The organism is Fuscovulum blasticum DSM 2131, assembly GCF_003034965.1.
Classification (GTDB): domain Bacteria; phylum Pseudomonadota; class Alphaproteobacteria; order Rhodobacterales; family Rhodobacteraceae; genus Pseudogemmobacter; species Pseudogemmobacter blasticus.
The window spans coordinates 50,694-64,139 of the sequence record NZ_PZKE01000008.1; the positions used below are offsets into that span (position 1 = coordinate 50,694).

Sequence of the window (13,446 nt, forward strand, 5' to 3'; positions counted from 1 at the left end):
CCTCAGAACTTTTCGGATTCGGGGCCGAAGTACTTTTCGATCAGCGCGTTCAGGCTGCCGTCCGCCTTCATCGCCTGGATCGCGCCGTCGAACTTGGCCTTCAGCTCGGTGTCCGACTGGCGCAGGCCAATGCCGATGCCGCCGCCCAGGGCCACGTCCTTGTCCAGCATGACCAGAGCGCCGCCCGAATCGCCGGCGATCGGAACCAGATAGTCCTTGTCGGCAAAGACGGCATCGGCTTCACCGTTCTTCACGGCGGCCACGGTTTCATCCGGCGTGGCGAATTCCAGCAGCGTGTTGCCGGCCTGTTCGGCGATGTAACCCGCCTGGATCGTGCCGGTCTGCGCCGAGATCACCGCGCCTTCGCCGGTGTTGGCATCGGCCGAAGCCGCCATGTAGGACGATTTCGACGGCGGGGTGTAGTTGTCCGAGAAGGTGATGACCTTCTTGCGCTCATCGGTGATCGACATGCCGGCCATGATGGCGTCGTAGTTGCCCGACTGCAGGTTCGGGATGATCGAATCCCAGTCGTTCTGCACGAATTCGCAGGTCAGGTTGGCGCGCTTGCACAGCTCGCCGCCCAGTTCGATTTCAAAGCCCACCAGCTTGCCGGTGGCCTGGTCGATGTAGTTGTAGGGCTCATAGGCGCCCTCGGTGCCGATCTTGATGGCGTCCTGCGCCGAGGCCACGCCGGCGATTGCGGCGAAGGCGGTTGCGAGAAGCAGTTTTTTCATTGGGGTCTCCCTGGGTTGGCTTCTGTCGGTCATTGTGCCGCCGGTTCGGGTTCAGAACCAGCGGGATTCAAGGGCATCAAGCGCGCCGTCCTTGCGCATGGCCTCAAGGGTGGCATTCAGGTCGTTCAAAAGGGCGGTGTTGCCGCGGCAGACGGCCATGCCGACCCCTTCATCGGGGATCTCGACCGACAGCAGGAACTCCAGCCCCTTGCCATAGATCAGCTCGTCCAGCTCGGGTCGCCCCTGATAGGGCCCCAGCGCCATGTCTGCCTGCCCCCCGGCCACGGCCTTCAGCGCGTCAAACTCGGTCGGATAGCCGTGATAGCTCAGCCCTTCGGCCTGAAGATAGGATTCGTGGATCGTCCCCGCCTCGACCGAGATGAGGGCCTTGTCCGGCTGGGGCGCTTCGGGGGGGCCGACAAACCAGTCCAGCCCGCCGCCGGGCGCATAGGATGTGGTGAAATCCACCAGCCGGCGCCGTTCCGGGGTGATGGCCATGCCGCCCAGAACCACATCGAACCGCCCCTCGATCACGCCGGGAATCAGCTCTTCGAAGGTGACGGTCTGCCAGTCGCACTGCCGCGCCAGCCGCGCGCAGATTTCCTGCATCAGCTCATAGTCATGCCCGGTCAGCGACCCGTCGGCCGCAAGCTCGACATAGGGCGGGAAACTGGCTTCGGCGCCGATGGCAAGGCTGCGGTCATCGCCGGCTGAAGCCAGCGTCAGAACCGCGCCAAGAGCCGAGATCGTGCCGATGCAGGCCATCCGCGGATGCCCCTCAGGCAGCCGTGGCCGACAGGAAGCCGCGCAGGCGTTCCGTCTGCGGGTTGCCGAACAGGCGGTCGGGCGGGCCTTGTTCCTCGATCCTGCCCATATGCAGGAAGATGACGTGATCGGAACAGTCCGCCGCCAGCCTCATGTCATGGGTCACCAGGATCATCGTGCGCCCTTCATCCGCCAGGGCCTTGATGACCTTGACGACTTCCTGCTCCAGCTCGGGGTCCAGCGCGCTGGTCGGTTCATCGAACAGCAGGGCGCGGGGTTCCATGCACAGCGCGCGGGCAATCGCAGCGCGCTGCTGCTGGCCGCCCGAAAGCTGCGCCGGCCAGGCCTCGGCCTTGTCGGCGATTCCCACCTTGGCCAGGTAATACCGCGCCTTTTCCTCAACCTCCTTCGGATCGCGTTTCAGCACCGTCACCGGCGCCTCCATCACGTTCTGCAAAATGGTCATGTGGGACCACAGGTTGAACTGCTGGAACACCATCGACAGGTTGGTGCGGATGCGCGTGACCTGCGCCCGGTCTGCCGGGTGGCGGTGCAGCCCGTGCCCCTTCCAGTGGACGGCTTCGCCCTCGAACCGGATCTCGCCCTGCTGGCTGTCTTCCAGCAGGTTGCAGCAGCGCAACAGCGTGGATTTGCCGGACCCGGACGAGCCGATCAGCGAGATGACATGGCCGCGCGGGGCGGTCAGGTCGACGCCTTTCAGCACCTCAAGGTTGCCATAGCTTTTGTGAAGGTCGTGAATTTCGATAACGGGGGTGTCGGCCATGTGTCCCCTTGGGCTTCCCTGATGCTGGCCGGCGCATCTGACGACGCCGGTCCGTTCATTTCGGTCAATAGGGCAAATGTTTCGGGCCAATGCAACGACGATTGCGCCGGTTGGCGCGGCACCTGCCCGGAATTTGATCAGATTCCGGGCTGAAAATGGGCAGGCGGGGGTGGGTTGGGCACCGCAAGATAGGCCTCTGCGGGAATCGCCACCAGACCTTGCAGGTGCAGCGTGTTCCGGTCTGCGGGCGACAGTCCGGCAATGGCGGCCTGCAACACCGCGAACACGGTGTCCCGGTCAGCCCCCGCCGCGGCGATATAGGGCAGCGTCGGCGTGGGGGCGGTTTCCGCCACCCCCCGCAGCGCGGCCGCTGCCGGATCGCCATCAGCCTGCATCATGGCCCAGGTCACGGCATCCAGCGCCGCAAGGTCGGCCCGCCCCTCGGCCACCGCGCGGGCCGAAAGCCGGTGTCCGCCGCTGCGCAGGGCGGGGCGCGGCTGAAGTCCCATCCCCAGCAGATGGTTCACCGGCGCCGCCCAGCCTGATTGCGACAGGTCTTCGTTGAAGGCAAAGCGGGCTTCGGCCAGGTCGGCCAGTGACCGCAGGTCATCCGCGCGGGCCACAAAGACCGAACGGTAATGTCCGGGCGGGCAGCCGGGCAGGCCGGGGTCGGGCGTGCCGATCAGGCTGACCCGGTCGTGCAGCCGGGCGCGGAACGGGTAGCCGCAGGTCTGCGACAGCACCAGATCGGGGCTTTCCCAGGCCGGCCAATAGGCGCCTTCGCCACGGGTCAGCCCTTCGGGCGCGGGCAGGCCACGCGCGCGAATGCCATCGCGGATGGATGCCCAAAGCCGGTCATTCGCGGCCATGGCCGGGCCGGCATCATACATGCCCAGACTGGCGATCATTTGGCGATCATTCGGCACGTTCCGCCTTTTGCCGGGCCTGCGCATTCTGCACATCGGTCAGGCCCAGCAGATTCGACACCATCCGCATCAGCCGGTCTTCGTCGGCGTCGCGCAGGCCATCGGCAATGGCCACCGACCACAGCGCGCTGATCAGTTCGGTCCGGTCCTCCAGGGCTGTTGCCGCCTTCAGCGCGCGGGTGAACCGCACGGTGTCGGGCGCCTCGGCCTCCAGCGTTTCGGCGGCGGTGCGCAGCTTGGCGGCCTCGAACGGCCCCATGTGGTGACGTGCCATCAGGATGCGGTCGATCCGCTCCACCTCTTCGGCGGCGTAAAGGCCATCGGTGCGGGCAACCCGCACCAGCAATGCTGCCAGCGCAAGCCGGGCATCGGGTTCTGGCAGGCGGGCGGTGGCGGGGGCCGCAAGGCGGCGGAGCAAGGCTTCGAACATGGGGGCAGGATAGGGGCTTCGGATCGTCCGCGCCAGCGGCCGTTGCAGCCGATCACGGAAGGCGGAGCCGCCCCTCGCCGATTCGCACCGCCGTCCCGGCGATCCGCACCGCGACCAGCGCTCCGTCCGCCACCTCGGCCGTAAGGCGCAGGTCGGACGGGCGGCCCATCTCGACCCCCTGTTGCAGATGCAGGACCGTGGTCCCGTCAGCCAGGGCGCCATTGGCCAGAAGCTGCGCCGCAAGAATCGCCGTGGCCGATCCGGTGGCCGGGTCTTCGGGGATGCCCGCCGTGGGGCTGAACATGCGCGCGCGGTAGTCGCCTGCCGGCGTGTAAAGATAGGCGCTGTCCACACCGGCCGCCGCCATCAGCCGGCTCCACTGCGGTTCCATCGGGCGGGCTTTTGCCAGCATGTCCAGATCGCGGACCGGCACATACAGGAACCGCGGCCCACCCTGGAACAGGCCGGGCGCGTGGGGGCCCAGGTCGGCGGGCGTCAGGTCCAGCGCGGCGGCGATCAGCGCGCGGTCCGGCACCGCGCCGGCGGCAAAGGGCAGCACGGGCGCGGTGAACTCCGCCAGGATGCGCCCCGCTTGCCGGGTGACGGTCACCGGCACCAGCCCCGCCTCTTCCTCCAGCGTGATGGTGATGGAAAAATCCCCCTCCTGCGCCTGTTCGGCCAGCAGGATGGCGCAGCCGATGGTCGGATGCCCGGCGAAGGCAATTTCCGCCGTGGGAAAGAAGATGCTGACCCGCGCCGTATGGGCCGGGTTGGCAGGGGGCTGGACGAAGATCGTCTCGCTCAGGTTGAACTCGCGCGCGATGGTCTGCATCTGCGCCGGGCTCAGGCCCCCCGCCTCCAGCACCACGGCCAGCGGGTTGCCGGCGAAGGGGCGGTCGGTGAAGACATCCAGCGTGTGAAACGGGATCATCGCAGCCTCTTGAACAGGGCGGTCAGTCGGGCGGCCTCATCCGCCAGACCGAAGGGCGGGTTCACGAAGAACATCCCCGATCCTTCCATCCGGTGGCCTTCGCGGGCCGGGGGGAAGCGGACCTCATGCGTCAGATGGTCGGGGTGCTGCTCTTGCAGCGCCTTCACCATGGGCCGGTGCGGGCCGCCGGTCAGGATGGGATACCACAGGATCAGGATGCCGACGTTCCACTTTCGGGCGATCTGGGCAAAGATGCGGGGGATGCGGTCGTAATCCTCCTTCACCTCATAGGACGGATCGCACAGCAGCAGCCCCCGGCGCGGGGTCGGGGGCGTCAGCGCCAGCGCCAGGTCGAATCCGTCACGCTTGTAGACATTTGCCCCCCATTCCTCCATGCCGCCCGCCAGCGCGGCATGTTCCTGCGGATGCAGTTCGGCCAGATGCAGGCTGTCGTTTTCCCGCAGCCCCAGCGCCGCGATCAGGGGCGAACCGGGATAGGCGTCACCGCCATACATCGTCTGCGTTTCGTGCAGGCGTTCGGCATAGGGGTGGCCGTCGGGAAACCAGTCGGCATGGGCCAGGATGCCCTGCGCCGCCTCGCCCGTCTTCGCCGCTTCGGCCGAGGTCAGCCGATACAGCCCGCGCCCGGCGTGCGTCTCGATGTAACTGAGCGGCTTGTCCTTGCGGGTCAGGTAATCCAGCGTCCAGGCCAGCAGCGCGTGCTTCTGGACATCGGCCAGGTTCCCGGCGTGGAAGGCGTGTTGATAAGACAGCATGACAGCCGCCTAGCAGGCGCGGGGGGCGGGCGGCAAGCGCCAAAGGAAAAGGGCGGGAAACCCCGCCCTTTCCGTTCATTGCCAGAAGCGATGCAGATCAGAAGTTCAGAACCGTCTGGGTGATCGCGTTGTGGCTGGGGTTCAGGATCGCGTCGGCGGTGCTGTTCAGCGGTGCCTTCGTGGTCTTGGTGCCCAGCGGGATCGACAGGCCCAGGCGGACAGTGTCAACGTCGATGTCCGAGCCGCCCAGATCAGGCGTGGTCCGGGCCAGTTCCAGCGAAACCGACATCGGCATCCCCGCCATGGCGGTCAGGTCATAGGCGACGCCAAGGCCGATGGTGGTGACATCCAGATCCAGATCGTTCTGCGAGGTGCGCGACAGGCCCCCGAAGACGGTAAAGGTGTCGTTGATGTCATAGACGCCCGCCAGGCCGATGTAATCGACATCGAAGTCCTGGTTGATGGCGCCGATGTCAAAGGTCGTGCGGATCGCCGAACCGCCGACGGTCAACTGGCTGTTCGGGCTGTAGCTGGCCGACAGGCCGAAGCTGCGCACATCCAGATCGGCCGAGGCCAGCGCGGCGCCGATCAGGCCGCCGGTGTCGCTGACCGAGACGAAGGCGCCCAGCTTCAGCGCGCCGGTGGTGTAGCTGCCCTCGATCCCGTAGGTGTTCGAGCTGGCGATCGCCGACAGCGAGGTGCCGGAAACGTCAGCCCCGACTTCGCCATGTTCGTAGAAAACGCCGGCCGAGAAGGCATCAGAGATCGCATAGCTGACGTTCAGGCCGATCAGGTTGCCGTTCAGGTCCAGATCGGCATCGCTGACATCAAGGCTGAACGTGTTGAACCGGGCGCCGACCGTGACGCCGCTGCCAATGTTGTAGGCAAGGCGACCATCCAGCGACAGACCCGTCAGGTCCACGTCAACGTCCGAGATATTGGAGCGGGCCAGGCCGAAGGTCAGGCCGCCAGAGAAATCCTGGGCCATGGCCGCAGGAGCAAGAAACACGGAACCAAGCAACACTACCATGAAATTGCGAGTCATCGGGAAAATCCCTCCATATACAACAAAACCAGAAGTTACTCCCGCAGGGGGTGAGTCGGAAAGTCGGGAATGCCATCGCGGGGAATGCGCGCGCCTGTGTGCCGGGCGGGCAACAGAGGCCCATCTTTGGGTGAGTGTATTTACTGTTAATCAACCCTTGCGTGTCTTCGGGGCGCGTTGTCGACGGGGCCGCTGGCCCATGAGCGAAGGCCCCTGCGGTGGCCCTGGCAGCGCCGGTCAGGCCGACTGGCCCTGTGCCTGATCCCGCAGCCAGGCCGCATGACGTGTCTCGTATTCGGCCTTCAGGTGCCGGGACAGCGGCACCTGAGCGCCCGCCGCGTTTTCAACGGCATAGCGGCCCGGCCCGGTGCGCAGCACGGAGCCGGCTGCCGCAAAGGAAATCCAGTATGACCGATGAATCCTCATCCCCATGGTGTCGGGCAGGGCCGAGCAGATGACAGAGATCCGGTCCCGCACCAGAAAGCTGTCGTCCGTCGTGAAGACCCGCAGATAATGCTCCTGCGCTTCCAGCAAACGGATCTGGCTTGCGTCGAAAAAACGCCCGCCAATCTCGACCGGCGCCCCGCCGGCTGCGGGCGATGGCAGAAAAGCGGCCGAACGCGCCGCCATCGGCACAACGGATGGCACTTCGGCTTGTGCCGGGTCCGGCGCCAAAGCACCTTGCGGGCTACTCTTCGGATCAAGCACGTCAGCGCTGCGGGGCGCGTCACCGCTTCTGCTGTGCTTCAGAAGCTGTGCCGCCGTCATGACGTTATATTTTTCAAGCCTGTCCTGATAGAACAGCCGGATGAAAAGCTGCTCCAGCGCGATGATTGGCGGAAGCAGATGCAAGGCGATGTAAAACACATCCCATGCCGTGCCTTTGAAAGAAGGGTCGATGGTCGCATTTGCAAGGTGACGCGTGAAGCTTGATGTCAGTGCCGCAATAAAATAGCTGATCGGAGCATACCCCGGCGCCTCCCATACCTGCGATAAAAGAAGGTGCAGCCAGGCCACAAGATAGACCACCAGGAAGAAGACAATTCCACAAATGACAGATATTGCAAAGCCGATGTAAAATGATTCAACCCGGCCATAGGGCGGCACAAAAACCAGTGACACAAGAAGGCTTGCCGGAATTGCGAAAGCAAGAAAGACGCGGGACCGAAACATTTCCTTCAGTACGCTGCCATCCAGAAAATAACTTGGCCCGAAAGAAAAGATGATCAGTTGTGGCTTCATGCGGTTGGCCTTGTTCTGCAACGGTCTTGACCGCGATGTTATACTTGTGACGGTCATCCCGTATACAGATTAGTGCATGTATACCGATTGAAGTAAGGTGTGTCTACACGACACCTTTTCCGCAAGCCGCGTGCTTGCGCCGGCAAGCTTCGCCCAGTCCGAAGGACGCCTGTGCTAGCCGTCTCCGGTTGCCCGATGATCCAACTCCGCAGGACAGGAATCCTCCGGGTGATTTGTTTGCAGGCAAGCAATAATGTCAGCCCGCGGTCGTAGGCTGGGCCGGGTCCGAAGGGATCGGCCTGTCAAACCGCCTGACAGTGCCCCGCCCGAAGCGCCGGAAACCCAATGCGCTGCACGCCTTTATTAAATGGGCCCCGGCCCTGTCGGGGCAGGGCCGCGCAAGGCGCAATATCCTGGTCCCCTTTCATGGCAGGTGAACGGCAGGCGCGGCGCCCGCCATCCGCCCTGACACGAATCACTGCGCGGTGCGGACCGGCGGCAATCCCGACTGGCAGGGTGATTCGGCGCGCCGGCACCTGCATTCGGCCGCACTGGCGCTGAAAACCGACAAAAATGGGGGAGTTTCGTTCGGTTTCCTGCGCTGCGCGTCAGGCTTGATCGGCTCCGCGCGGCATCAGGCAATCAGGCCTCGGGCAGGAAGGGTTGCCTCAACCTCCTGCAACGGCGCCCTCCCACGGACAGCGACCGATTCGAACAAGGCGTCCTGGCCGTGTTGCGCGGCATCTGGAGGGGTGATCGAACATTTGGTGAGGCATGAAATGTCGATTGTTTTTCATGAAATGTTTGCGCGGTGCAGGCTGTGACAAAAACGGCTGCTTTGCCATTTTTTTGTGGTATCCTTTAAACACTTTTGTTGAAGCTTGAATTCTGTCTGACATGCGAAGGCGCTGTCCCGTAAGGGCGGCCATGTATGGGTTCATCCATCCATACACCTGTAATCTCCGCATCCATCAGATGGCAGCATGGGCAAGCTTCAGGCGTTCCGAGTGCCTGGCTTATGAATGGCGTCTTGGCGGAACCGAATGACAATAGGCACGATGCTACCTGCTTACCCATGAGAAACACATCAATGACATTCCGAGTGAGCACATTGGTGCGCTGCTGCTGTCAAATTGACTTCGGCACGCCCGTTGTTGACCAGTCTGCGATGCGGCCGCGAAACCGGTCGTCACTTTCACCTTCGCAATCAACCCTGGTGCACCCTGTCGATTTGGCTGTTTGCCGGCCCTGACAGTTCAAGTTTCACGATCTACTGGAGTTTCATGATGGCCACGTTCACCGTTGTTCCCGTCGTAACAAATCCGGCAACGCAGAAGTTGCAAGGTGTGATCAACGTCACCGCGGGTGATACCTATATCATTGATCCGACTGTTTCCGTCGGCATTACGTTCAACCCGCCGGCCGGCACGCCCCTGGGGACAACGGTCAGCTACAATATCCAGATCAATGCGGCCAATGCTTCTGCGGGCACCGCGCAGCGGCTTATTACGCTTGGCGACCAGACAACGGCGAATATCACGATTGCCCCCGGCGTGAATGCCGGGCGCTATGATTTCGGCGGCGGCACGGTGGATGGTGCGAATTACACCATCGGGGCAGGGGCCACGACCGGCGATCTGCAACTGGGCGATGGCGGCAACGGCAGCCTGACCACGGTGACAAGCTCGGTGACGCTGGGCGACGGGGCCACTGTCGCGGGGCAGATCACGGGCGGGGCGGGGGCTGATACCCTGACGGTCGGCACGAATGTGACCGTGACCGAAGCGATCAACCTTGGCGCCGGGGCCGCCAGCGGCACCTTCGGCACCGGATTCTCGGCCCAGTCCTTCGCGGCCAGCGGGGCAGGCGCCAAGACGTTCGACTTCAGCAACACCACGACCTTCACGGGAACCGGGGCCAGCGTCAGCATCGCCTCGACCAACGCCCCGGTTTCGGTCGATTTCGATGACAACCTGTCGACCAACGGCACGATCAGCGTGTCGTCCAGCACCGGCGCGGCCACGCTGGACATCGGGGCCAATCTCAAGACCGGCAACGCCACCCTGCATACGGGCGGCGCCATCAGCGTCGTCGGCGGCGGCACCGGCAGCGCGAACATGTTGACCATCGGTCTGGATGCGCAGGTCAACGGCGCCATCACGATCAATGGCTCCGGCGGGACCAACACGCTGACCATCGGCGACAGTTCCGAGGTCTACGGCTTCATCTACGCCAACGGCACCAACTCGGCCGCTACGGTGACCATCGGGGATCTCAGCACCGTCACGGGCGACATCTACGCAAATTCGGGCGGCACGCTGGCGCTGGGCAACATCGACAACAGCGTGACTGTCGGCGACGGCACGACCACCGGAAGCATCTTCGTCAACGGGCTTTACAGCGACAACACCGTTTCGGTCGGGCTCGCCTCGACGGTTGGCAACCTTTACTTCGGCACCGATGGCACCGTCAGCCAGACCGACCCCACCTCGGGGCAGGTGCTGACAATGGCCGACAATTCGACCGCGGGCCTGATCTACCTGACCGCATCGAATTCAACCTTCGACGTGACCTTCGGCACCGGCGTCACCACGAATGCCATCTACGGCTACGGCTACAACTCGGATTACAACGTCTCGATCCCCGACGATTTCACGGCGAATGGCTATGTGTACTTCGGGTCAACCAACAGCACCACCGATGTCACCATCGGCAACAACGCCGTCATCAACACCGGGGCGCTGGACATCAGCGGCAGCGATGTCACGACCCTGATCGGTGACGGCCTCTCCGTTCAGTATTTCGCCTCGTTCGGCGATCTGAACGGGGCAACCGATGTGACGATCGGCCAGGGCGCCAACATTGGCGGGGCGCTCTACGCCAATGGCTCGACCGTCGATTTCACCGCCGGACCGGATTTCGACGTGTCCGGCTATGCCTATCTGAACGACGCGAACGCGACCTACACCATCGACATCGGCCCGGGTTCCGACATCGGTGGCGGCTTCTATGCCAACGGTTTCAACTCCGATGTCACGCTGACGACGGGCGACAACTTCATCGTGTCGCTTGATGCCTATATCGGCGGAACGGACGGCACCACCACTGTCACCCTTGGCTCTGGGTCGTCGATCGGCACGGTGCTGAACGTCGGCGGGGATACGGTGAACTTCACCGCCGGCACCGGCCTGACAACCGGCGGCGCTGTCACCTTCGGCGATGCGGTCTCGCTTTCGACCACGGTCAACCTGACCGGCCCCACGGTGTTCGGCGGCCTTCTGGATGTGAACGGCGACCAGATCATCTTCAACGGCGGCCCGAACCTTACGGTCAACGGGCCGGCCTATTTCACCAATGACGGCGGCACCTCGACCATCGTTCTGGGCGACAACACCACGATCAACGGCCTCGCAGACTTTGCCGCGCCCAATCAGGATGTGTCGCTGACGATCGGCACCAACGTGACGATCGGCACCATCTACGGCGACACCACCGGCACCGGCTCGTTCAACATGACGACCGGCGACGATTTCACCTTCGCGAACTTCTACGGTGGCACGACGGACAATGACGAACACGTCACCATCGGCAAGAACTGGACGATGACCGGAAGCGGTGTCTATGACGCCGGCACCGGGAACGACACGCTGATCCTGGGCACGACCGCCGACCGCAGTTCCACGAACTACATCTACGGCGGCGAAAGCGCGAACGACAATGACGTCCTCACCTTCCGTCTGAACGCGGCCGATCAGGCCAGTTTCACCACCGCGGCGCTGGCGGCCGGCTGGACGCTGAACCCCGATGGCACCTTCAAGACCACGAACGGCGCCGGGGCGCATATCCAGCTTACCTGGCAAGGGCAGGTGATCAACTACTGGGAATCGGTGGCCTTCTGCTTTGCGCAGGGCACCGAGATCAGCACCGACGCCGGCCCGGTGAAGGTTGAGGATCTTCGGCCCGGCAGCATGGTTCTGACCATGGACCGGGGCTATCAGCCCGTTGCCTGGATCGGCGGGCGGCAGCTTTCCGGCGCCGATCTGCAGCGCAAGCCCAACCTGCGGCCAATCCGCATTGCGGCCGGCGCGCTGGGCCATGGCCTGCCGACGGCCGATCTGGTGGTGTCGCCGCAGCATCGCGTTCTGGTGCGGTCACGGCTGTCGGAGCGGATGTTCTCGGACCGTGAGGTTCTGATCGCGGCCAAGCATCTGGTGGGCCTGCCCGGCATCACCGTCGCCGAAGAGATGGACGGCGTGTCCTACTGGCACTTCCTCTTCGAACAGCACGAGATCGTCTATTCGAACGGGGCCCCCACCGAAAGCCTGTTCACCGGCCCCGAGGCGCTGAAGGCGCTGACCCCGGACCAGCAGCAGGAAATCCTGACGCTGTTCCCCGAACTTTCGGAAACCGATGCCGTGCTGAACGGCGACCGTCTGATCCCGGCCCGGACAATTGTTCCGGGCAGGCTGGCCCGCAGCTTTACGCGGCGGGCGACGAAACGCGGAGCTTCGGACGTGCTGTCCCCGGTGTGAAATCTGCGGCCGCCGCCCGCGTGGCGGCGGCCACAACTGTAAAGAGTGCATTGCTGAAAGAGGAAAATCATGGCGTTGACGCCAGCTTATACCAAGGCCTGGGTGCTGAACACGCCCTATGGTGGCACGGTGACATCCCTGACGAACGACGCAAGCGGCGTTACCGCTCTGAAGGGCATGGGGACTGTCACCTCAACCTTCGACGTGATGAAATACTACACGGGTCCGCTGGGAACATCCGGCACGGATTTCCTGCTGGAGAAAGCGCACAGCAGCGCCTTCTTCGGGTCCGGTGCCGATGACTGGGTCTCCTTTGATGACGGCGTCACGCAAAAGACGATTCAGCAGTATGTCGTGCTGAACGGCGTTACCGTTTCGATCAACGGGGGCGCGCCGATCAGTGTGCAAGTCTATGCCATGATCCTGAACGATGGCACCGTCGCCATCTCCCTGCCGCCGACCTTTGTCACCGCGCAATCGCTGACAGGCAGCGATGTGCTGGTGTTCAACTTCACCGCGGCGACCGACATCAACACCACATCGTCCGAGATTGGCATTTCCGTTGTCAACCTTCCCGCGGCCCCCTGCTTTGTCAGGGGCACGCTGATCGAAACCGACCGTGGCCCGGTTGCGATCGAAGACCTTCGGCGCGGCGATCTGGTGGAAACGGTGGATGACGGGTTTCAGGAAATCCGCTGGATCGGGTCAAGCCGGCTGAACGAAGCCGATTTCGCCCTGAACCCCAAGATGCGCCCCATCCGTATCCGGGCCGGCGCGCTGGGCCGCGGGTTGCCGCTGGCCGATGTGCTGGTGTCGCCCCAGCATCGGGTGGTCGTGTCGTCGAAACTGGCGCGCAAGATGTTCGACGTGGACGAGACGCTGGTCGCCGCCAAGCAGCTTCTGCTGATCCCCGGCGTCGACATCGCGACGGATGTGTCGGAGGTGGAGTATTTCCATTTCCTGTTTGACCGGCACCAGATCGTTTACGCCGAAGGCGCGCCGATGGAATCGCTCTACACCGGGCCCGAGGCGATCAAATCGGTGTCCGAAGCCGCGCGTGAGGAAATCTTCAAGCTTTTCCCGGAACTGGCCATGGGGCTGCCGGACCAGTTGCCCGATCCTGCCCGCCTGATTGTGGCCGGGCGCCAGGCGCGCAAATTCGTGGCGCGCCATGTGGAAAAACACCTGACGCTGCTGCGCTGACCCTGCCGGGACAGGCACCAGGCCCCCGTCATCGCGGCGGGGGCCAAGCGCCGCCGTGACGGCGCAAGGTTCAGGCTG

General features: G+C 63.8%; 11 protein-coding genes. 2 read left to right on the forward strand and 9 right to left on the reverse strand.

Annotated elements, in window-relative coordinates:
* Positions 1-2 precede the first annotated feature (2 nt).
* From C5F44_RS09800 to C5F44_RS09840, 9 genes are all read right to left on the reverse strand, one after another.
* The gene (locus tag C5F44_RS09800) at positions 3-734 is read right to left on the reverse strand and encodes a transporter substrate-binding domain-containing protein (protein WP_107673354.1); all 732 of its coding nucleotides are present in this window, start codon (positions 732-734) and stop codon (positions 3-5) included.
* 51 nt (positions 735-785) lie between these two features.
* The gene (locus tag C5F44_RS09805) at positions 786-1,499 is read right to left on the reverse strand and encodes a substrate-binding periplasmic protein (RefSeq protein ID WP_107673355.1); all 714 of its coding nucleotides are present in this window, start codon (positions 1,497-1,499) and stop codon (positions 786-788) included.
* A gap of 13 nt (positions 1,500-1,512) precedes the next feature.
* On the reverse strand, positions 1,513-2,283 hold the full coding sequence (locus C5F44_RS09810; RefSeq protein WP_107673356.1) for an ABC transporter ATP-binding protein: 771 nt from the start codon (positions 2,281-2,283) through the stop codon (positions 1,513-1,515).
* Between the two features lie 137 nt (positions 2,284-2,420).
* On the reverse strand, positions 2,421-3,191 hold the full coding sequence (locus C5F44_RS09815; RefSeq protein ID WP_107673357.1) for a phosphate/phosphite/phosphonate ABC transporter substrate-binding protein: 771 nt from the start codon (positions 3,189-3,191) through the stop codon (positions 2,421-2,423).
* Positions 3,192-3,198: 7 nt separating this feature from the next.
* Positions 3,199-3,639: a tellurite resistance TerB family protein gene (locus C5F44_RS09820; RefSeq protein ID WP_107673358.1), complete on the reverse strand. Its 441-nt coding sequence runs from the start codon at positions 3,637-3,639 to the stop codon at positions 3,199-3,201.
* Between the two features lie 52 nt (positions 3,640-3,691).
* A complete protein-coding gene (locus C5F44_RS09825; RefSeq protein ID WP_107673359.1) occupies positions 3,692-4,570 on the reverse strand; it encodes a PhzF family phenazine biosynthesis protein in 879 nt (292 codons plus the stop codon).
* Positions 4,567-5,346, reverse strand: coding sequence for a 23S rRNA (adenine(2030)-N(6))-methyltransferase RlmJ (rlmJ, locus tag C5F44_RS09830; RefSeq protein ID WP_107673360.1), 780 nt, complete (start codon positions 5,344-5,346; stop codon positions 4,567-4,569). Before rlmJ ends, C5F44_RS09825 begins: the two co-directional genes overlap by 4 nt.
* Before the next feature lie 97 nt (positions 5,347-5,443).
* Complete coding sequence (locus C5F44_RS09835; RefSeq protein WP_181318241.1) at positions 5,444-6,391, reverse strand: porin family protein; 948 nt, start codon at positions 6,389-6,391, stop codon at positions 5,444-5,446.
* 237 nt (positions 6,392-6,628) lie between these two features.
* The gene (locus C5F44_RS09840) at positions 6,629-7,633 is read right to left on the reverse strand and encodes a LytTR family DNA-binding domain-containing protein (protein ID WP_181318242.1); all 1,005 of its coding nucleotides are present in this window, start codon (positions 7,631-7,633) and stop codon (positions 6,629-6,631) included.
* Positions 7,634-8,916: 1,283 nt separating this feature from the next.
* Between C5F44_RS09840 and C5F44_RS09845 the strand changes: the two genes are divergently transcribed.
* Together C5F44_RS09845 and C5F44_RS09850 are read left to right on the forward strand one after the other, a co-directional pair.
* On the forward strand, positions 8,917-12,165 hold the full coding sequence (locus C5F44_RS09845) for a Hint domain-containing protein (protein WP_107673363.1): 3,249 nt from the start codon (positions 8,917-8,919) through the stop codon (positions 12,163-12,165).
* 69 nt (positions 12,166-12,234) lie between these two features.
* Positions 12,235-13,368 (forward strand): Hint domain-containing protein, encoded by a 1,134-nt coding sequence (locus tag C5F44_RS09850; RefSeq protein WP_235822592.1) that lies wholly within the window; start codon positions 12,235-12,237, stop codon positions 13,366-13,368.
* The last annotated feature ends 78 nt before the right edge of the window (positions 13,369-13,446 follow it).

Excerpts from the sequence above, each read along its gene's own strand:
- C5F44_RS09850 (WP_235822592.1), top strand. The coding sequence starts at position 12,235 with ATGGCGTTGACGCCAGCTTATACCAAGGCCTGGGTGCTGAACACGCCC.
- C5F44_RS09845 (WP_107673363.1), top strand. The coding sequence starts at position 8,917 with ATGATGGCCACGTTCACCGTTGTTCCCGTCGTAACAAATCCGGCAACG.
- C5F44_RS09840 (WP_181318242.1), bottom strand. The coding sequence starts at position 7,633 with ATGAAGCCACAACTGATCATCTTTTCTTTCGGGCCAAGTTATTTTCTG.
- rlmJ (WP_107673360.1), bottom strand. The coding sequence starts at position 5,346 with ATGCTGTCTTATCAACACGCCTTCCACGCCGGGAACCTGGCCGATGTC.
- C5F44_RS09835 (WP_181318241.1), bottom strand. The coding sequence starts at position 6,391 with ATGACTCGCAATTTCATGGTAGTGTTGCTTGGTTCCGTGTTTCTTGCT.
- C5F44_RS09820 (WP_107673358.1), bottom strand. The coding sequence starts at position 3,639 with ATGTTCGAAGCCTTGCTCCGCCGCCTTGCGGCCCCCGCCACCGCCCGC.
- C5F44_RS09810 (WP_107673356.1), bottom strand. The coding sequence starts at position 2,283 with ATGGCCGACACCCCCGTTATCGAAATTCACGACCTTCACAAAAGCTAT.
- C5F44_RS09805 (WP_107673355.1), bottom strand. The coding sequence starts at position 1,499 with ATGGCCTGCATCGGCACGATCTCGGCTCTTGGCGCGGTTCTGACGCTG.
- C5F44_RS09825 (WP_107673359.1), bottom strand. The coding sequence starts at position 4,570 with ATGATCCCGTTTCACACGCTGGATGTCTTCACCGACCGCCCCTTCGCC.
- C5F44_RS09800 (WP_107673354.1), bottom strand. The coding sequence starts at position 734 with ATGAAAAAACTGCTTCTCGCAACCGCCTTCGCCGCAATCGCCGGCGTG.
- C5F44_RS09815 (WP_107673357.1), bottom strand. The coding sequence starts at position 3,191 with ATGATCGCCAGTCTGGGCATGTATGATGCCGGCCCGGCCATGGCCGCG.